At 65.8% G+C, this 18,339-nt stretch carries 15 protein-coding genes; 13 read left to right on the top strand and 2 right to left on the bottom strand.

Going from position 1 to position 18,339, the window contains the following annotated elements; genetic code table 11:
• Window positions 1–40: 40 nt before the first annotated feature.
• Genes WFH23_RS09220 through WFH23_RS09250 form a run of 7 tightly spaced genes read left to right on the top strand, consistent with a single transcriptional unit; the run spans window position 41 to window position 8,579 of the window.
• Complete coding sequence (locus WFH23_RS09220; protein ID WP_336662298.1) at window positions 41–2,041, top strand: alpha-ketoacid dehydrogenase subunit alpha/beta; 2,001 nt, start codon at window positions 41–43, stop codon at window positions 2,039–2,041.
• 31 nt (window positions 2,042–2,072) lie between these two features.
• Entirely contained in the window at window positions 2,073–3,704 is a 1,632-nt protein-coding gene (locus WFH23_RS09225; RefSeq protein WP_336662299.1) for an AMP-binding protein, read from the top strand.
• A gap of 20 nt (window positions 3,705–3,724) precedes the next feature.
• Window positions 3,725–4,651: an alpha/beta hydrolase gene (locus WFH23_RS09230; RefSeq protein WP_336662300.1), complete on the top strand. Its 927-nt coding sequence runs from the start codon at window positions 3,725–3,727 to the stop codon at window positions 4,649–4,651.
• A gap of 26 nt (window positions 4,652–4,677) precedes the next feature.
• Window positions 4,678–5,469 (top strand): SDR family oxidoreductase, encoded by a 792-nt coding sequence (locus tag WFH23_RS09235; protein WP_336662301.1) that lies wholly within the window; start codon window positions 4,678–4,680, stop codon window positions 5,467–5,469.
• 15 nt (window positions 5,470–5,484) lie between these two features.
• Window positions 5,485–6,732 carry an acyl-CoA dehydrogenase family protein gene (locus tag WFH23_RS09240; protein WP_336662302.1) on the top strand — a complete coding sequence of 416 codons (1,248 nt, stop codon included), beginning with the start codon at window positions 5,485–5,487 and terminating at the stop codon, window positions 6,730–6,732.
• Complete coding sequence (locus WFH23_RS09245; RefSeq protein WP_336662303.1) at window positions 6,725–7,783, top strand: phosphotransferase family protein; 1,059 nt, start codon at window positions 6,725–6,727, stop codon at window positions 7,781–7,783. The genes WFH23_RS09240 and WFH23_RS09245 overlap by 8 nt, the downstream gene beginning before the upstream one ends.
• Window positions 7,784–7,805: 22 nt before the next feature.
• A complete protein-coding gene (locus tag WFH23_RS09250) occupies window positions 7,806–8,579 on the top strand; it encodes an SDR family NAD(P)-dependent oxidoreductase (protein WP_336662304.1) in 774 nt (257 codons plus the stop codon).
• Between the two features lie 15 nt (window positions 8,580–8,594).
• Here WFH23_RS09250 and WFH23_RS09255 read toward each other — a convergent pair whose 3' ends face one another.
• Window positions 8,595–9,047, bottom strand: a complete 453-nt coding sequence (locus WFH23_RS09255; RefSeq protein WP_336662305.1) for a VOC family protein — start codon at window positions 9,045–9,047, stop codon at window positions 8,595–8,597.
• A gap of 256 nt (window positions 9,048–9,303) precedes the next feature.
• Here WFH23_RS09255 and WFH23_RS09260 point away from each other — a divergent pair, with 256 nt between their 5' ends.
• From WFH23_RS09260 to WFH23_RS09275, 4 genes are all read left to right on the top strand, one after another.
• Window positions 9,304–10,368, top strand: a complete 1,065-nt coding sequence (locus WFH23_RS09260) for a 2,3-butanediol dehydrogenase (RefSeq protein WP_336662306.1) — start codon at window positions 9,304–9,306, stop codon at window positions 10,366–10,368.
• Window positions 10,369–10,523: 155 nt separating this feature from the next.
• Window positions 10,524–11,543, top strand: coding sequence for an ABC transporter permease (locus WFH23_RS09265; protein ID WP_336662307.1), 1,020 nt, complete (start codon window positions 10,524–10,526; stop codon window positions 11,541–11,543).
• Between the two features lie 61 nt (window positions 11,544–11,604).
• A complete protein-coding gene (locus WFH23_RS09270) occupies window positions 11,605–12,711 on the top strand; it encodes a substrate-binding domain-containing protein (protein WP_336662308.1) in 1,107 nt (368 codons plus the stop codon).
• Between the two features lie 77 nt (window positions 12,712–12,788).
• Window positions 12,789–15,296, top strand: a complete 2,508-nt coding sequence (locus WFH23_RS09275) for an ATP-binding cassette domain-containing protein (protein ID WP_336662309.1) — start codon at window positions 12,789–12,791, stop codon at window positions 15,294–15,296.
• Between the two features lie 58 nt (window positions 15,297–15,354).
• On the opposite strand, the gene WFH23_RS09280 is transcribed toward WFH23_RS09275, so the two are convergent.
• Window positions 15,355–16,434: an SDR family oxidoreductase gene (locus tag WFH23_RS09280; protein WP_336662310.1), complete on the bottom strand. Its 1,080-nt coding sequence runs from the start codon at window positions 16,432–16,434 to the stop codon at window positions 15,355–15,357.
• Between the two features lie 156 nt (window positions 16,435–16,590).
• On the opposite strand from WFH23_RS09280, the gene WFH23_RS09285 reads away from it, so the two are divergent.
• Window positions 16,591–17,565, top strand: a complete 975-nt coding sequence (locus WFH23_RS09285) for a zinc-dependent alcohol dehydrogenase (protein ID WP_336662311.1) — start codon at window positions 16,591–16,593, stop codon at window positions 17,563–17,565.
• 49 nt (window positions 17,566–17,614) lie between these two features.
• Window positions 17,615–18,337, top strand: coding sequence for an SDR family NAD(P)-dependent oxidoreductase (locus tag WFH23_RS09290; RefSeq protein WP_336662312.1), 723 nt, complete (start codon window positions 17,615–17,617; stop codon window positions 18,335–18,337).
• Window positions 18,338–18,339 lie beyond the last annotated feature (2 nt).

Below are 18,339 nucleotides of genomic sequence, written 5' to 3' on the forward strand. Positions count from 1 at the left end.
CGGCCAGCCGGTTGAACTTCAGCGTCAGAGAGGACGCAGCATGGCGAGTACCGAAGCATCCGCGTCGATCGTACCGACCTCGGAGATCGAGATCGACGAATTGCTCGAAGCGTTCCGCGTCATGGCACGGATCCGCGCCTTCGAGACGACGGTGTCCCGCGACTACGCGGCGGGGAAGATCCCCGGGTTCGTGCATGTCTCCCTGGGACAGGAGGCCACGGCCGTCGGCGCGTGCCTCCGACTCGAACGGTCGGACATGATCACGTCGAACCACCGAGGTCACGGGCACTGCCTGGCGAAAGGACTCGACGCGTTCGGCATGTTCGCCGAGCTCTACGGGAGGGCCGCGGGCACGGTCGGCGGGCGCGGGGGGTCGATGCACATCGCCGACCCCGACCTCGGCATCCTCGGCGCGAACGGCATCGTCGCCGCCGGGCTCCCGATCGCGGTGGGCGCCGGGCTCGCAGCGCAGCACTTCGGCGACGGCCGAGTCACCGTCTCCTTCTTCGGAGACGGAGCGGTGTCGCAGGGCGCCTTCCACGAAGCGGTGAACCTCGCATCGCTCTGGTCGCTCCCCGTGGTGTTCTTCTGCGAGAACAACGGGTATGCGGAGTTCACCGCGGCTGACGACGGGCACCCCGCGATGCTCGAACAGCGGGCGAGCGGGTACGGCGTGCCGTACGTCGGCGTCGACGGCGGAGACGTCGCGCAGGTGATCGGCGCGATGACCGCGGCGACGAGCTATGCGCGCACCGGTGGTCCCGTGATCGTGGAGGCCAGAACAGTGAGGTGGCACGGTCACTACGAGGGCGACCAGCAGAAGTACCGCGACGCCGGTCATCTTCGCGCGGGTCTTGAGGTCGACTGCCTCGAGATCACACGACGACAGCTGCTCGAACGCGGTGCTGACGCCGACGCCGTCTCGGCGATCGAGGAAGAGGAACGGAATGCAGTGGCCTCGGACGCGGAGCGCGCATTCACGATGCCCGATCCGGAACCCGAGAGCGTCGGCGACTACGTCATCGAGCCCCGGAAGCCGGCCGCGGTCGAGGAGCCCCACCCCGGCGGTGAGCCGATGAAATACCTCGCCGCCATCCAACTCGCCATTCACGACGAGCTCACCGCCGACTCCAACGCGGTGTTCGCGGGTATCGACGTGGCGGCGGGAGGCGGCGTGTTCGCGGTGTCGCGCGGCCTCGCGCAGGTGTTCCCCGATCGAATGCTCGACACCCCGATCTCGGAGTCGGCGATCCTCGGAATCGGGGTCGGCGGTGCGATGGCCGGGCTGAATCCGCTCGTCGAGATCATGTACCTGGACTTCATCGGAGTCGCGTTCGACCAGATACTGAACCAGGCGGCGAAGCTGCATTTCATGACCGCCGGGCGAGCCAAGATGGGGCTCACGATCCGCACCCAATTCGGTGCCGGGCGATCCGCCGGGAGCCAGCACTCGCAGAGTCTCGAGGCGATTCTCGCCCATATTCCCGGACTCACCGTGGTCATGCCGTCGAATTCGGCAGATGCGTACGGCCTGCTGCGCAGTGCCATGCAGGATCCGAATCCCGTGATCTTCATCGAGAACCGCATGCTGTACGGGCGACGCTCCCCGGCTCCCGTCCCCGGATCGCTCGTGCCGATCGGCGTCGCGCGCGTCGCGCGGCCCGGAACGCAGGTCACCGTCGTCTCGTACTCGCGCATGGTCCTCGAGTGCGTCGAGGTCGCTGAGCAGCTCGCCGAAGAGGGAATCAGCGTCGAGGTCGTGGACCTGCGTACCGTGGCGCCGTGGGATCGTGATCTCGTACTCGACTCCGTTCAGCGCACGAGTCGGCTCGTCGTCGTCCACGAGGCGGTCACCGACTTCGGCGTCGGGGCGGAGATCGTGGCGACGGTGGCGAAGGACGGGTTCTGGTTCTTGGACGCCCCGATCGAGCGCGTCGGCGCGAGATTTCAGCCCGCGCCGTACACGCCCGTGCTGGAGCGGGAGTGGCTGCCGGGGCACGATGATATCGCTGCGGCGATCCGGCGCACGGTGAGCATCTGATGGTCACGCGACGGACCGTTGGAGGAGCACGATGATCACGCCGACGTGGCGAGGTGGCCACGCGTTCGCAGCTTCCGCGGCGCAGGATCGGACGATCACCGAGCGACTGCGGGAGGCGGCCGAGCGGGAACCTGATCGCGTATTCGTGATCGACGGCACGGCGCGATTGACACTCGCCGGACTGGTGGAGGAGGCCGCCCGATGGCAAGCGCGCCTGCGCGAACACGGGATCTCGCGCGGAAGCCTCGTCGCGGTCCAGCTTCCGAACTGGTGGGAGACGGTCGCGATCATGTACGCGGTGTGGGGCCTCGGAGCGACCGTCAACCTCCTCACGCCGATCTATCGCGAACACGACCTGCAGGTGCTCTTCACGATGCAACCGCCCGACGCAGTCGTCGCACCGCACCGGTACCGGGGCACCGATCATGCATCGATGATCTCCGAGGTGCTCCGGAACTGCGGGAGCCGCGCAGCGGTTCTCGAGGTGCGCGGGCGAGCCGAGGGCTCGCGAGAATCCTCGCCGAACCCTCCCCGGTACCGATCGGAAACGGGCGCTCCCGACGATGTGTGCATGTTGATGTACACATCGGGAACGACCGGCCGCCCGAAAGGAGTCCTCCACACGCACCGCTCGCTGCTCGTCGAAGCCCAATCGATCGCCGACGCATTCGCGACCAGCGGTGCGCTGGTCTTCATGCCTTCGCCGCTGACGCACATCACCGGGCTGCTGTACGGAGTGCTCATGCCGGTGCTCACCGAGGGTGGGGTGGTGCTGCTCGACAGATGGGACCCGGACGCCGCGCGCGAGCTGATCGAGACCCACCGATGCGAGATCACGGTCGCCGCGACGCCGTTTCTTCGCGGGCTGACTGATGCCTACACGGAGTCGGGGGCACCGTCGTCGTTGCACTACTTCCTCTGCGGCGGCGCCGAGATTCCGGCGTCCCTGATCGAGCGTGCAGAACTCGCGATGGGGACGCGCATCTCGAGAACCTACGGATCCACGGAGTTTCCGACCCTCTCCACCGTGCACCCGGGCGCGACCGACGCCCACCGATACAGCACGGACGGCACCCCGATCGGTGAAGCGCGAGCGCGGCTCGCGGGAGGAGCCTCGTTCGGGACCGGCGAGCTCGAGGTCTCGGGCCCGGAGATGTTCGCCGGCTACCTCGACGCGAACGACAACACGCACGCCTTCACGGCGGACGGCTGGTTCAGAACAGGAGATCTCGTGCGAATCGACGACGACGGCGCGCTCACCATCGTCGGCAGGGTGAAGGACCTGATCATTCGCGGCGGTGAGAACATCAGCGCGAAAGAGGTCGAGGACCTCTTGGTGCAGTTCGACGAGGTCCGGGATGCGGCCGTTGTCGGATACCCGGACGAAGTCATGGGGGAGCGAGCGTGCGCGGTGATCGTGAGTTCCGATCCCGAATTGCGCCTATCCCGTCTCGCTCGCGGGCTCGAGAAGCTCGGGGTCGCCATGCAGAAACTCCCGGAGGCGCTGCTGCTCGTCGACGAGCTTCCGCGAACGGTCTCCGGAAAAGTGCAGAAGTTCGAGCTGCGAGCGCGAGTGCGCGCAGCGATCGCCGAGGGAACCGCGGAGACCCGGGTAGTGCCGGCACCAGTCGGAGCTGCGCACAGTGAGCAGAGAGAGCAGTGAGCAGAGAGAGAGGAGTCGCAATGCGACAGGAGATCGAATTTCAGAGCAACGGGGACGCGGTGCGCGGTTGGCTCTACACCCCGGACGGTGGAGAGGGCCCCTTCCCCACCATCGTCATGGCGGGTGGGTGGTGCTACGTGAAGGAGATCGTGCAACCGCACTACGCGCAGATGTTCGCAGAGAACGGCTTCGCCGCAGTGCTGTTCGATTATCGGAATTTCGGCGACAGCGACGGCCAGCGCCGACAGCACATCGATCCCACCATGCAGATCGAGGACTACCGGAATGCGATCAGCTTCGCCGAAACCCTGAGTGAAGTCGATTCGGATCGCATCGGTGTCTGGGGACTCTCCTACAGCGGCGGGCACTCGTTGGTGCTCGCAGCGATCGACTCGCGCGTGAAGTGCGCGGTGTCGCAGATCCCCGTCATCGACGGATATCTCAACATGCGCTTGAACAATGGCACGGTGAATTTCCGGCGCCTGGAGCAGGCGATCCTCGAAGCGCGGCGACGACGTTTCTCGACCGGCGAGGACACGATGGTGCCGCATTTCACGCTCGACACGGAGAACGAGATCTCTGCGTGGCCCTTCCCCGAGGGATACGAGGTGTTCGGCAATTTCCAGAAGACCGTGGCGCCCAACTATCAGTACGACGCGACGCTCGAATCGGTCGACCTCCTCATGTCGTACAACGTCAAATCGTTTCTGCCGCGTATCGTCAACACCCCGACCCTCGTCATCGTCGCCGAGCAAGACGACATCACACTCTGGGAGGAGGAGATCGGCGCGTACAACGCCATTCCCACCGCCAAGAAGAAGCTCGTGGTGATCGACAAATCCGATCATCTGGCTCTGTACAGCAAGCAGACACTGCTGCTGCAGTGCGCTACCGCGGCGACCGAGTGGTTCTTGGAGCGGTTGATGCCGCTGAACCAGTCCCTGTGAACGTGTCACATCCAGGAGGAAGACCGATGGAACGCTCCCCGAACCCTGCCGTGAGCGGCCGCAGATTCGCCGGACAGGTTGCGATCGTCACTGGGGCGAGCCGCGGCATCGGTCTCGCAACGGCGATGCGGTTGGCCGACGAAGGGGCGTCCGTGTGCATTACCGCGAGAGGTGCTGAGGGCTTGGACCGCGCACTGGAACGTCTGCCCGAGGGGCGTGCGTTCGGCGTCGCGGGCAAAGCGGATGATCCCGATCACCGAACCGCGGTGCTCGACGCCGTGCGCGACCGCTTCGGCGGGCTCGACGTGCTCGTCAACGCGGCCGGCGCGAACCCGGCCTTCGGGCCCCTCCTCGATCTCGAACTCGCGGCCGCCCGCAAAACGATCGAGGTGAATCTTCTCGCGGCATTGGCCTGGGTGCAGGGGTCGGTGCGCCACGAGGGTCTGGACTTCGCAGCGCGACGCGGGCGGGTGGTCAACATCTCGTCGTCGACAGCCGAGACGCCGTCGCCGGGAATCGGCCTCTACGGCGTCGCGAAAGCCGCGCTCAGCCACCTCACTCGCACTCTGGCCGCGGAGCTCGGTCCCGCGATTCGGGTGAATGCCGTGGCGCCGGCGGTCGTGAGAACCCAGTTCGCCTCGGCCCTCTACGCGGACAAGGAAGCCGAGGTCGCGGCCAAGTACCCGCTTGGACGACTGGGAGAACCCGAAGATGTCGCCGCCGCAATCGCGTACCTGGCATCTGCCGATGCCGATTGGGTGAGCGGACAGGTGCTCACGCTCGACGGCGGACTGGCGGCCGTCGGCGGCACCGCCTGAGACGAAGGACGAATCATGAACGCCACCGCCCGTTGGACGCCCGACCGCGTCGAAGATCTTCGGATCGAAACCCGGAGGTTCATCCGAGATCGGGTGATGCCCCATGAACCCGCACCGGGCACGCACGTCGACGACGAGCTCCGGGTCCGGTTGCAGTCGGATGCTCGCGCTGCCGGAGTATTCGCGCCTCAGGTTCCGACCGAGTTCGGCGGCCTCGGCCTCCCGATCGAGCACTGGTCTCCGGTATTCCAAGAGGCCGGGTACTCCCCGCTCGGCGCGCTCGCCCTCAACTGCATGGCCCCCGACGAGGGGAACATGCACATGCTCGGAGAGGTCGCGACCGCGGCACAGCGCGAAGAGTACCTGAGGCCGCTCGCCGCGGGCCAGACCCGTTCGTGCTTCGGCATGTCCGAGCCGCACCCAGGCGCAGGATCCGACCCGTCGGCGCTCCGCACCGTTGCAGCGCGCGACGGGGACGGGTGGGTCATTTCGGGAGTGAAGCGCTTCAGCAGCGGGGCCGTCGGGGCGGCCCTCGCCATCGTGATGGCGAGAACTCTCGGGGACGACGGGGACGGCGGGGACGGCGCGACGATGTTCCTGGTGCCCATGAACACCCCCGGTGTTCGCGTGGGCGCGCCGCTGCGCACCATGGATCGTGCCATCGTCGGGGGCCACCCGCACGTGCATTTCGACGACGTGCGCGTGCCCGAGACCGCGGTGCTCGGCGAGGTCGGACTGGGGTTCCGCTACGCGCAGGTGCGATTGGGGCCGGCCCGTCTCACTCACTGCATGCGATGGCTCGGTCTCGCCCGGCGTGCGCACAGCACCGCCCTCGACCGGGCGGCGGCGCGCGAGCTCTTCGGTTCCCGCGTGAACGAGCTCGGCATCGCGCAGGGGATGCTCGCGGACTCCGTGATCGACATCGAGACCTCCGACGCGATCATCTCGCGCACGGCCGCGCTGCTCGCGAACGACCCGCGCGCCGGTGCGGCGCTCTCGTCGGTCGCGAAGGTGCACTGCTCCGAGGCGATCGTGCGGGTCGTCGATCGCTCGATGCAGCTGCTCGGCGGTGAAGGGGTCTCCGAGCACCTGCCGCTCGCGAGCTTCTTCAACGAGGTGCGCCCGTTCCGCATTTACGACGGCTCGAACGAGACGCAGCGATGGGCGATCGCCCGACGAGCGGTGAAGTCTCGCTCCCGGGAGCGAGCGGCAGGCGAACCTGCGCTGGATGCCCTGCGCGAATGGGGGGTCGGAGATGCATGATCGCGGACCTGACGAGCTGTTCCATCGTGGGCGGGTGAGGCGCTTCCTCGAGTCTCACGGCCTCGGCAGCGGAGCGGTCGAGGCCGAACGCATCGGCGACGGGCAGTCCAACGTGACCTTCAGAGTCACGCAGGGGGATCGAACCCTGGTGCTCCGCCGCGGTCCCCGCCCTCCGCTCCCGAAGTCGACGCACGATATGGTGCGGGAGGCCCGGTTGCTGCGTGCGCTCGCAGCCAGCGGTGTGCCCGTTCCCGAGATCCTCGCCGTGTGTGAAGACGAACACGTGCTCGGCGTGCCGTTCTACGTCATGCCCTTCTCGGAGGGCGTGATCCTGACCGACACCGAGCCCGAACCCTGGTGCAACGCCGAATCGCGCACGAGCGTGAGTGCGCAACTGGTCGATACGCTCGTCGATCTCCATCAGCTGCCCATCGCGGCCGAGCCGATTGCCAGCCTCGGCCGCCCAGCCGGATACCTGGAGCGCCAGGTGCGGCGATTCGGTGCGCTGTGGGACGTGAACTCGACCCGTCGCGTCCCACTCGTCTCGGAGCTGGGCTCGTGGCTCGCTGCGCGCGTTCCGACGCCGCAGGCGGCGTCCATCGTGCACGGCGACTATCGCCTGGGAAACGTCATGTTCGCGAAGCCCGACGGGGGTGGTCCGCGCGTCATCCTCGTGCTCGACTGGGAGATGGCGACCCTCGGGGATCCTCTCGCGGATCTCGGGTATCTGATGGCGACCTACGCGGAGCCCGGGCGAGCGGGATCGGTGATGCAACTCAGCTCGGTCACCGCGCTTCCCGGGTATCTGACCCGGAACGACCTTGCGGAGCGGTACGCCGTGCGGACGGGTCTCGACCTCTCGGCGATCGCGTGGTACCAGGTGCTGGCACTGTGGAAATCAGCGGTCTTCTGCGAAGCGATCTACTCCCGGTGGCTGGCCGGAGAACGGCCCGGCGACACGGCATTCGCGCCTCGGTTGGAAGCGGGCGTGCTCGAACTGCTGGACCAGGCGCACGGAATCATGCGCGGCGGGGAACCCGAAGCTCAATGAAGAAGAAGGAGAGGTACTGACCATGAGCGGACGACTGAACGGGAAGGTGGCACTCGTCACCGGAGCGGCGAACGGAATGGGAGAGGCGATCTCGAAGCTCTTCGCCGCGGAGGGAGCCGTGGTGGCGCTGACGGATATGTCGCCGAGGGGCGAGGAGGTCGCCGAAGAGATCCGACGCAGTGGCGGTCACGCGGAGTTCTGGCAGATGAACGTGACTGACGAGGCGACGGTCGCGGAGGTGTTCGCGGCCGTGTTCGAACGCTTCGGGGCCCTCAACGTGCTGATCAATAACGCGGGCATCTCTGGGCCGACCGATCCGGTGGAGAACGTCGATTTCGAGGACTGGAAAACGGTGTTCACGGTCAACGTCGGTGGGCCGTTTCTGTGCACGAAGCACGCGATCCCGTACCTGCGGCGCACCGAGGGAATGACGAGCATCGTCAACACGTCGTCGATCTACGGCCTGATCGGCAATGCGGACGTTCCCGTCTATCACACGACGAAGGGAGCGATTCGCATGATGTCGAAGACCGACGCGATCACGTACGCCTCCGAGGGGATCCGCGTGAACTCGGTAATGCCCGGCACGATACTCACGCCGCTCAACCTCGAGAAGGGCAAGCTGCTGCCCGGCGGGGTCGACGCGTACCTGGAGAAGATGCGGGGGGAGCATCCCCTCGGTGTCATCGGCGACCCGGAGGACGTCGCCTACGCGATGCTCTACCTCGCCTCCGATGAGTCGAAGTTCGTCACCGGCACGGAGATCGTGGTCGACGGAGGGTACACGGCGCAGTAGCCCACGCGAGCGGACTCACTGGGGCCGTGGATACTGCCAGAGCTCCAGCTGCACGTTGTCAGGGTCGCGCAGATACGCCCAGCGAGATCCTGCCAATGCTCCCTCGGTCAGCTCGACCGGGGGAGCATTGAACACCGCCCCGCGCTCCTGCAGCACGCGGTACGCCTCCTCCAAGTCATCCACCTGCAAGCAGAGGTGCGTCGCTCCGATGTCGCAGTTGCGCGGCGAATGCTCCTCGCCGTCCGGCTCCGCGTACTCGAGGAACTCGACGTTCACCGACCCGATGCGGATCATGGAGTAGTCGAGTACGGCTCCGGGTACCTGCACGCCGGCCTCGAGGTCGGGGCCCTCGTTGTGATTCACGGGGCCGGGCTCGAACCCGAACATGCGGGAGTACCACTCGAACGAGCGCTGCATGCTGCGCACGGTGATCCCGACGTGGTGCACGCCTTCGACGACGAATGCCATATGAGCTCCTGTGGTGGTGGAATGGGACACCGCTACTTAACACGGTTTCGTGGCTGTGATCAAGGGCTACAGCTGAGAAGTGCGGGAGATCCCTGCCCACGTAACGAAGAGCAAATATCGCCCGCTCGAATTTGCTCGAACAAGGTCGCGGAATGCGCAAAAAGTGTAGTTATACTGAACAGTCGAACGCCCCTGCGATGACGCATGGAAGTCGTCTTGCAGAGGTCGTCTACCGGAACTCGAAGGAGAGACTGAAATGAAGGCAGCAGTGTTCTACGGTGCTCGAGATGTACGGGTCGAAGAGGTTGCGGAGCCGACGGATGTGAGTGCGCACGAGGTGCGCGTGAGGCCGATCTGGTGCGGCATCTGCGGAACAGACCTGCACGAGTACGCGCAGGGTCCGATTGTGATCCCGAGTCACCCCCACCCGCTGACTCACGCCGAGGCGCCGCAGATTCTCGGACATGAGTTCTCTGCCGAAGTGCTCGAAGTCGGTGCTGCCGTCACGAAACTTCGCGTCGGCCAGAAAGTCTCCGTGATGCCACTCATCTTCTGCGGCACGTGCTATCAGTGCCGACGGGGCCGCGGACACCTCTGCGCGACCATGGCTTGCGTCGGACTGAGCTACCGCTGGGGCGGCATCGCCGAGCAGTGCGTCGTGTCTGCCGCGCAGGTGACACCGCTGGCCGAGGGCATGACCGACCTGCAGGGCGCCCTCGTGGAGCCGACAGCTGTCGCAGCGTACGGCGTCGACCGCGCGGGAGTGCGCCCTGGAGACGAGGTGCTGATCACGGGCGCCGGGCCCATCGGCGTGTTGGCGGCGCTCTACGCCGCGTCGCTTGGAGCCAACGTCACGATCTCGGAGGTGAACCCGAGGCGTCTCGAACTTGCGCGAAGCCTCGACGTCGGAGCGGTGCTCGACCCCACGAGCACCGACGTCGTCGCGGAGCTTCGAGACCGGACCGAGGGGGTCGGTGTCGACGCGGTGATCGAATGCTCGGGAAATGAGCGTGCGCTGCAGACCGCGCTCTCCGCAGTGCGAGCTGCCGGCCACGTCTCTCAGACCGGCTTGCACACCAAGGCGGCAGCGATCGATCCGATGGTGCTGTCGGAGCGCGACATTACCCTTGCGGGCACCTGGTGCTTCCCGGTCACCGATTGGCCGCGCATCATCGATCTCATCGGTCGGGGGCGGCTGCCCGTCGAGAAGGCGGTCAGCGCACAGATATCGATCGACGACGTCGTGCAGCAGGGTTTCGATGCACTGCTCGACCCGGCCGGTGACCAGGTGAAGGTGCTGGTGCAGGCGACTCCGAGCTGAACCGGCGGCGGCGAGGGAATGCCGGGACCCGAGTCGATACCAATTCGTTATTGTTTCGGGTTTGTGAACGCTGGCACACAGAATGTAAAGTCACACTCAACATAACGCGCGCTGTGTGTTCACTCGCGCGGGTGACGATCTTCAAAGGAGAGAGAATGGCACCCGAGTCCCAGCGACCCGCGCTCAGCGGCTCACGTCTGCAGATCTCGCAGGGGCTGGTGACCATGGTCATCGCCGTCGTCGCAGTGCTGGTGCTGGGCTTCCTCGTGGCTCCCTCGAGCCTGGCTCCCGGAGTGCTCCTGGGAATGATCCCGTTCGCGTCGGTGCTCGCGATCGCAGGCCTCGGGCAGATGCTCGTCGTCCAGCAGGCCGGTATCGATCTGTCAGTGCCGGGGGCCGTCTCCATCGCAGTGGTGCTCACCACCCATGTGCCGAACGGGGACTCGAGCCGGCTCGGAATCGCCGTGCTGCTCTGCATCGCGTTCGCCGTGGTCGGTGGTCTCGTGAACGGATTCCTCGTCGGGGTGATGGGGCTCAACGCCGTGATCACGACACTCGGCAGCAACGGGTTGATGTTCGGAGTCATCCTCGCCATCTCGGGAGGCGTTCCGCGAACGACGACATCGCTCCTCGCGAGTATCACCAACGGCACCGTACTCGGGATCCCGAACAGCCTGCTCCTGCTCGCCGTGGCGCTGATGCTCGTGTCGCTTCTCCTCAAGAAGACGGTTCCTGGTCGTCGATTCGAAGGTATCGGCGCGAGTCCTGCCGCGTCCCGGGCCATGGGTCTCCGGGTGCGCACGCACAAGGTCAGCGCGTACGTCTGGGCGCAACTGCTCTACTCGCTCGCGGGTATCATGCTCGCCGGGATCGTGGCACAGCCCACGGCCTATCTCGGCAACAACTACCTGCTCCCGTCCGTTGCCGTCGTGGTGCTCGGCGGAACATCACTGCTCGGCGGTCGGGGCTTCCCGATCGCGACGATCGTCGCGGCGTTCTTCCTGACCCAGTTGGAGCAGTTCTCGCTCGCGCTCGGCGTCCCGTACGCCGCGCGCACGCTGATGCAGGCTGGCGCGCTCGTACTCGGCGTCGCGATCTACACCATCAACTGGGGTCGAGTGCGGCGGTGGCTGCGGTCTCGAGGTCGGGCGTCAGTTCAGCCCGCGGCGGCATGACCCGATGCTCCTCTGAACGACGCTCCGACCGAAACTCGCACGTGATGTGAAAGGAAAAAACATGAAAATCTCCAGGAAACTGCTCACCGGAGCTGCGGCGCTCTCGGCGGGCCTGCTGCTGCTCACCGCGTGTTCGGGCGGCGGCTCAAATGAGGCCGGCGGCGAATCGGGTGCCGACATGGGCGACGCACCCGCGTGGTGCGGGCCCGATGAGGCGAGCGTCACGTTCCTCGACGGCTACATCGTCAACGGCTGGCGCAAGATCGCAGCCGAGACGGGCAAGATCGAAGCCGAGATGTGCCCGAGTGTCACGTCGTTCGAGATCATCGATGGTCAGGGCGACACGCAGAAGGCGATCTCTGATATCAACGGCGCAGTGGCGACCGGCTCCAGTGCGATCGTCGTGCATACAGCGTCTGGCGAGGCGATCCTGCCCGCCCTCCGGTCGGCGCACGACGCGGGCGTCGTCACGGTGCCGTACCGCGACGGGGTTGGCGGCGAGGACGAGAAGGACTACGACGTCTGGATCGGCTCCGACTACGTCGAGGATGGGCGCACGTTCGGAAACTGGATCAAGGAGCAGTTCCCCGACGGAGCGAAGGTGCTCTTCCTCAGCGGGCCGGCGGGAACGACCCAAGGCCTCGACGAGAAGGCCGGACTCGACGAGGTCCTGAGCGACGAGAAGTACGAATTCATCGGCGAGCAGCCCTTCGAAATCACCGATTGGGATCCGTCGAAGACTCAGCAGGTGCTCACCGCTGCAATCGCGAAGTACCCGGAGATCGACGTGATCGTCTCCGATTACGGGCCTTCGCTGGTCGGCGCGCTTCCCGAGTTCGAGAAGGCGGGACGTTCGATCCCGGCACTCGCGGCATCCGACGGCAATGTGCTCGGCTGCTTCTGGACGGACAACCAGGAGTCGAACCCCGATTTCAAGATGATGACCATCAAGACGGGTACCGACAACATCGCGCTCGCCGTGCAACACGCGATCGCACGCGCGACCGGTGGCGAGGTGCCCGCAGAGACGGCGTACGCGGGCGGCGTCTTCGAGGACTCGACGTCGGACGACAAGCCCGTGCAGTGCGAGCCGGATCTGCCGGACGACATCTACCTCTCCTCCGCCGCGCTCTCGGGCGAGGAGCAGGCAGAACTCATCGGCAACTAGTCAGAGAACCGTTTCCGTCGGCGGGGGCCCCGTGGCCGTCGCCGACGGATTCGCAATCAGAATCGAAGGAAACCAACGTGCAGCAGAGCGATGCCAACGCGCAACAGCCGGTCATGTCACTCGCTGGGATCGGCAAGAGCTTCTCGGGGGTCCCGGCGCTCACGGATGTGTCCCTGGGGATCCACGCCGGTGAGGTTCACGCGCTCCTGGGCGAGAACGGCGCGGGCAAGTCGACGCTGATGAATGTCGCGACGGGATCGCTGACCCCGGACACGGGGTCGATCACGGTCGGAGATGAGACGTTCACCGCGATGACGCCGACCCAGGCGACCGCGCTGGGGATCGCCATCGTGCATCAGCACCCCGCGGTGCTCCCCGACCTCACGGTGCTCGAGAACCTGCGCGTGGCACTGCCGACTTCGGTCTTCGCCGGACGTCCCACGAATGAAGTCGCTCAGGAGCTGCTCGGACGCGTGCGCCTGAACGTGCACCTCGCCGATCGGGTGGAGAACCTGAGCGTCGCCCAAAAGCACCTGCTCGAGATCGCGAAAGCGCTCGCGGTGCAGCCGAGGGTGCTCGTGCTCGACGAACCCACAGCCCCGCTCGGCAGCGATGCGGTGAACATGCTGTTCGATCTCATCGCCGAATGGACCGAGGATGGCACGGCGATCATCTACATCACCCATCGCATGGCGGAGGTGCGCCAGCTCGCCCAGCGTGTCACGGTGCTGCGTGACGGTCACGTCGCTCGGGCTGACGCGCTGATGTCGGAGGTCACCGATGACGAACTACTCGCGCTGATCGTCGGTCGACGCCTGGCGTCCGCGTTCCCTGAGAAGTACCACGCCCCGAGTGATGCGGTTCCCAACCTCGTGATCGAGCACTTCAGCGCCGAGGGCGTGCACGATGTCTCCTTCTCCGCGAGACCGGGCGAGATCATCGGCATCGCGGGCGTCGTCGGGAACGGGCAGGAAGAACTCATGCGCGCGCTCGCCGGTCTTGCTCCGCATGAAGGCTCGGTCGTCATCGACGGACGCGAATTCAGCGCGAAGCAGCTCCTCGAGACTTCGGGCTACATGCCGGCCGACCGCCACCACGAAGGTCTGATCATGCGTCTGACCGTGCGCGAGAACGCCGCGATCGCTGCGCTGAAGCGGTTCCGAAAGGGGCCCGTCCTGAGTCGCCGAGCCGAGCACGACCTGGTCACCGAGCAGTTGCGCGCACTGGCGGTGAAGGCACCATCGCTCGACGCAGAGGTGTCGGCTCTGTCGGGTGGAAATCAGCAGAAGGTCGTCATGGCTCGAACGGTGCTCGCCCAGCCGAACCTCGTCCTGGCACACGAGCCGACCCAGGGCGTCGACGTCGGAGCCCGCGCCGAGCTGTACCGCATCATCCGAGAGATTTCGTCGCAGGGCACCCCGGTCATCGTCGCCTCGTCCGACGCGAAGGAGCTCGAGGGCCTGTGCGATCGGGTCATCGTCCTCTCGCGCGGGCAGGTCGTTGCGGATCTCGTCGGGGATGAGATCCAGGAGGATCGCATGGTGCACACCGCGGTGAGCTCCACGACCGAGACCCTCTCGACCGTCGCGAAGCGCGATGTCGGAACGAGCAAGCTGTCGAGATTCTTGCAGGGCGATTATGCGCCGGTGCTGCTGCTCGGGGTCGTGATCATCGGGCTCGGAGCCTACATCCTCGGGCTGAACGACAAATACCTCAATGCCTTCAACGTCTCCTCTGTCTTGATGCTGACCACCGCGCTCGGGTTCATCGCGCTGGGGCAGACGATGGCGCTGCTTCTCGGCGGCATCGACATGTCGGTCGGCCCCCTGGCCGGGGTGCTCGTCGTCATCGCCTCATTCCACTTCTCCGGCGGGGCTCATGCGGCGTCGATGCTGCTCGGACTCGCGGCGATGATTCTCGTGTCGATCCTGACCGGGCTGATCAACGGGCTCTTGATCCGCTATCTGAAATTCACGGCGATCGCGGCGACGCTCGCGATGTACTTCGCCCTCCAAGGGTTCAGTTTCATCCTCCGCCCTACTCCTGGTGGGAACATCGATAGCGCGGTCTCCGACGTGATCCAGTTCAAGGTGCTGGACATGGTGCCGGTCGCGTTCATCGTCCTGCTGCTCTGCACCGCTGGGCTCGAGTTCGCGCTCAAGAAGACGGTGTGGGGCTGGCGTCTTCGTGCGACCGGCTCGGAAGAGGCCAATGCGCGCCGAGTCGGCGTGAAGATCAATCGCACGGTCATCAGCGCGTACATCTTCGCCTCGTTGCTCACGTTCTTCGGAGCGCTCATGCTCATGGCGCAGCTCGGTGTCGGCGACGCATCCCAGGGGGTCAACTACACGCTCACGAGTGTGACCGCGGTCGTGCTCGGCGGGACCAGCCTCTTCGGCGGGCGAGGCACGTTCGTGGGGAGTCTTCTGGGCGCGCTGCTGCTCACCCAAGTACTCAACGCGATGTTCTTCTTGAAGCTCGATCAGTCGTGGCAGTACTACCTGCAGGGGCTCATGATCCTGGTCGCCGCCGTCGTCTACTCGGTCGTTCGCGCTCGCGTGAAGCATCGAGTCTCGGCTGCATAGCTCGAGAACGGTTCGGGGGCGCGGCGGCCGGGTAACGGCTGCCGTGCCCCCGACATCGTCAGCGCTGCGGAAGAATGCCGGCGGCGCGATACCGGTCGAAGGCGGTGCGGAAACTCTCCAGCGAAATGCGATTGTTGTCGAAACCGCGCTCGCGGCTGCGGCGCATGTCGGCGAAGCACTCGATCGGGCGTCCGAGATCGCTGTCGGTGTGCCACCAGGAGGCGACGCGTGAGAGATCCGGCTCGACAAGCTCATGGGCGGAGACGATCTCATCCCACGCGGCGGCAGCGCTCCCCATCCGGGGTTCGAGCGGCCGATCCTCGCCGTTGTGGCCCTCCCACGGCACGTCGAAGTACTCGGCGATGCGCCGCCACATCCACCGCCAGCGGAAGACGTCGCCGTTGGTGATGTTGAAGGCCGTGTTCGCCGCGGCCGGGGTCGCCGCCGCCCAGACCATCTGCTCGGCGAGGAGGTCGACGTCGGTGACGTCGGTCACCCCGTTCCACTGCGTCTCCGAGCCCGGGAAAATGAAGGGTTCGCCGGTCGCGCGGCAGATCTCCGCGTACGCGCCGAGCGTGAGGGCCATGTTCATGGCGTTGCCGGTCGCGAAACCGACGATCGTGTGCGCCCGATGGGTGCTCCACGTGAAGCCTGCGCGCTCTGCGGACGCGAACAGCTCGTCCTCCTGCGCGTAGTAGAAGTTCGGGATCTCGATCCGCGGTTCCTCTTCGTGAAAGGGCGTGTCGGCTGATGCGCCGCTCGCATAGGCCTCGAAGGGGCCGAGGTAGTGCTTGAGCCCGGTCATGAGGGCGATGTGCGACACGGTTCCAGCCGGTTCGAGGGCCGCCAGCAGGTTCGCCATCGCCAAACGATTCACCCGGATGTTCTCGGCCTCGGTGCTCATGCGCATCCAGGTAGTGATGAAGACAGTTTCCGGTTTGAGCTCGGCGAGCCTAGTCAGCGTCTCGGGATCGAGCAGATCTGCTCCGACCGGCGTGACGCCTTCGAGAGGGCGGGGCGACCGGCTGAGCCCGAATACCTCCCACCCCTGTGCGACGAGTTCTCGGCAAACCGCCTGGCCGGAGATGCCGCTTGCGCCGACGACGAGCGCGCGCGGAGCGCGATGATTGGATGACATGAATTGATGCCCTTCGAGCGTGTGAGCTATGGACCGGATCGCAGTTCAGTGTACGCTAGCACTGTACGTTTTGCGTAGTAAGCCTGAATCCTTGTGGGTCTCCGCGGGAGGCCCTGCGGGCTGAACGGCAAGTCGAACCGACAAAGGAGTGATGTGATGAAAGCGCTGCAGTTCGTCTCGGAGAACGAGCCCCAAGTATCCGAGCTGCCCACCCCCGAAATCGGGGCGGACGAGGTGCTCGTCGCCGCTCGTTCGGTCGGCATCTGCCATTCCGACATCGAGCTTCTCGAGGGCCGATACATCATTCCGTTCAGCTACCCGATCATTCCCGGGCACGAATGGGCCGGCGAGATCGTCGCCGTGGGCGAGAAGGTGACGGATTTCACCGTGGGCGACCGCGTCGTAGGCGAGTGCGTGATCGGCGAGGATCACTTCGGGTTCTCGATCAGCGGTGCGATCGCCGACTTCTTCGTGGCGCGCCCGGAGTGGCTGCATCGCATTCCCGAGAGCATCGACTATTCGAGCGCGGCGCTCATCGAGACGTTCACCGTCGCTTATCACGCGCTCATGTCGGTGGGGAACATCAACGCGAGCGATACGGTAGCGGTGCTCGGAGCCGGTCCCGTGGGTCTCATGACCACCGCTGCTGCTCACGCACTCGGCGCGGTGGTCGTCACGGTGGAACCCTCTGCTCCGCGTCGCGAGGCGGCACTGCAGCTGGGAGCCGACCACGCCGTGGATCCTGCTGAAGCCGAAGCTCTCCTGGCGACCCTGACCGACGGTCGGGGGCCGAGCGTGGTGATCGAGGCGAGCGGCAACCCGGCGGTGATGGCGAACGCGATCCGCATCGCCGCACACGGTGCGCGTCTGGGATTCATCGGCATCAACGTCGGGAGCGAGGCGAGCGCGCCCCTGGGCCTCATCCAGTCCAAGGGGCTGCGCATTGTCGGCACCATCGGGTCTCCCGGGGTGTGGCCGGAGGCGATCCGATTCCTCGAGCGGACCGGGATCGACCTGTCGCCGCTCGTTACGGAACGGTTCGCGATCGACGATGCGATCACTGCGCTGGACGCGTCGAGGGACGCTTCGCGCAATCTCAAGGTTCACGTCGAACTGAGCGCGGCGCTCTGAGCGCGCTCCGAACGCCGTGCAGTATCACCGGGTCGCTGGGGGGAACGCAATGAGACTGAATGACAAGATCGCGCTCGTCACTGGAGCGGCCGGGGGTATCGGGCGGGCCACCGCGGAACGGTTCGCTGAAGAGGGTGCCACGGTCTTCGCCGCGGACGTGCAGCCGGCGACCGGATATACCTCGACGCGCATCACTCCGGTGGTGCTGGACGTCACGTCGGAGGCGGATTGGAAGAAGACCGTCGACCTCGTCATCGCGCAGCACGGGCGCATCGACATACTCTTCAACAATGCCGGCGTAGTGCAGTCGTACGAGCCGGTGGCGACGATCCCGCTCGAGGACTGGCGCAGCGTGATCGACGTGAACCTCAATGGAGTCTTCTACGGGTGCCGCACCGTGATTCCGCACATGCAGGCTTCGGGGGGCGGATCGATCATCAACACCTCGTCCATCTGGGGGATCGCCGGTGCGGCGGGGGTCGCAGCGTACACCGCCTCGAAGGCGGCGGTGCGTCAGCTCAGCAAGAATGTGGCGCTGTCGTACATCGATGACGGTATCCGCTGCAATTCGCTGCATCCCGGCCTCATCGACACTCCGCTCATCGCAGCTCAGCATGCGGACATCACGGCCGACGTGTTGGCGAAGACGCCTCTGGGACGGTTGGGTACACCGAGAGAGATCGCGAACGGCGCACTCTTTCTCGCGAGTGACGAATCGAGTTACATGACGGCCGCAGAACTCGTGCTGGACGGCGGGTACACCGCGCAGTAAGC

This window comes from Leucobacter sp. USHLN154, assembly GCF_037145595.1.
In the GTDB taxonomy this organism is placed as follows: Bacteria; Actinomycetota; Actinomycetes; order Actinomycetales; family Microbacteriaceae; genus Leucobacter; species Leucobacter alluvii.

Excerpts from the sequence above, each read along its gene's own strand:
- WFH23_RS09245 (WP_336662303.1), top strand. The coding sequence starts at position 6,725 with ATGCATGATCGCGGACCTGACGAGCTGTTCCATCGTGGGCGGGTGAGG.
- WFH23_RS09280 (WP_336662310.1), bottom strand. The coding sequence starts at position 16,434 with ATGTCATCCAATCATCGCGCTCCGCGCGCGCTCGTCGTCGGCGCAAGC.
- WFH23_RS09285 (WP_336662311.1), top strand. The coding sequence starts at position 16,591 with ATGAAAGCGCTGCAGTTCGTCTCGGAGAACGAGCCCCAAGTATCCGAG.
- WFH23_RS09265 (WP_336662307.1), top strand. The coding sequence starts at position 10,524 with ATGGCACCCGAGTCCCAGCGACCCGCGCTCAGCGGCTCACGTCTGCAG.
- WFH23_RS09250 (WP_336662304.1), top strand. The coding sequence starts at position 7,806 with ATGAGCGGACGACTGAACGGGAAGGTGGCACTCGTCACCGGAGCGGCG.
- WFH23_RS09270 (WP_336662308.1), top strand. The coding sequence starts at position 11,605 with ATGAAAATCTCCAGGAAACTGCTCACCGGAGCTGCGGCGCTCTCGGCG.
- WFH23_RS09225 (WP_336662299.1), top strand. The coding sequence starts at position 2,073 with ATGATCACGCCGACGTGGCGAGGTGGCCACGCGTTCGCAGCTTCCGCG.
- WFH23_RS09230 (WP_336662300.1), top strand. The coding sequence starts at position 3,725 with ATGCGACAGGAGATCGAATTTCAGAGCAACGGGGACGCGGTGCGCGGT.
- WFH23_RS09290 (WP_336662312.1), top strand. The coding sequence starts at position 17,615 with ATGAGACTGAATGACAAGATCGCGCTCGTCACTGGAGCGGCCGGGGGT.
- WFH23_RS09235 (WP_336662301.1), top strand. The coding sequence starts at position 4,678 with ATGGAACGCTCCCCGAACCCTGCCGTGAGCGGCCGCAGATTCGCCGGA.
- WFH23_RS09255 (WP_336662305.1), bottom strand. The coding sequence starts at position 9,047 with ATGGCATTCGTCGTCGAAGGCGTGCACCACGTCGGGATCACCGTGCGC.
- WFH23_RS09260 (WP_336662306.1), top strand. The coding sequence starts at position 9,304 with ATGAAGGCAGCAGTGTTCTACGGTGCTCGAGATGTACGGGTCGAAGAG.
- WFH23_RS09240 (WP_336662302.1), top strand. The coding sequence starts at position 5,485 with ATGAACGCCACCGCCCGTTGGACGCCCGACCGCGTCGAAGATCTTCGG.
- WFH23_RS09220 (WP_336662298.1), top strand. The coding sequence starts at position 41 with ATGGCGAGTACCGAAGCATCCGCGTCGATCGTACCGACCTCGGAGATC.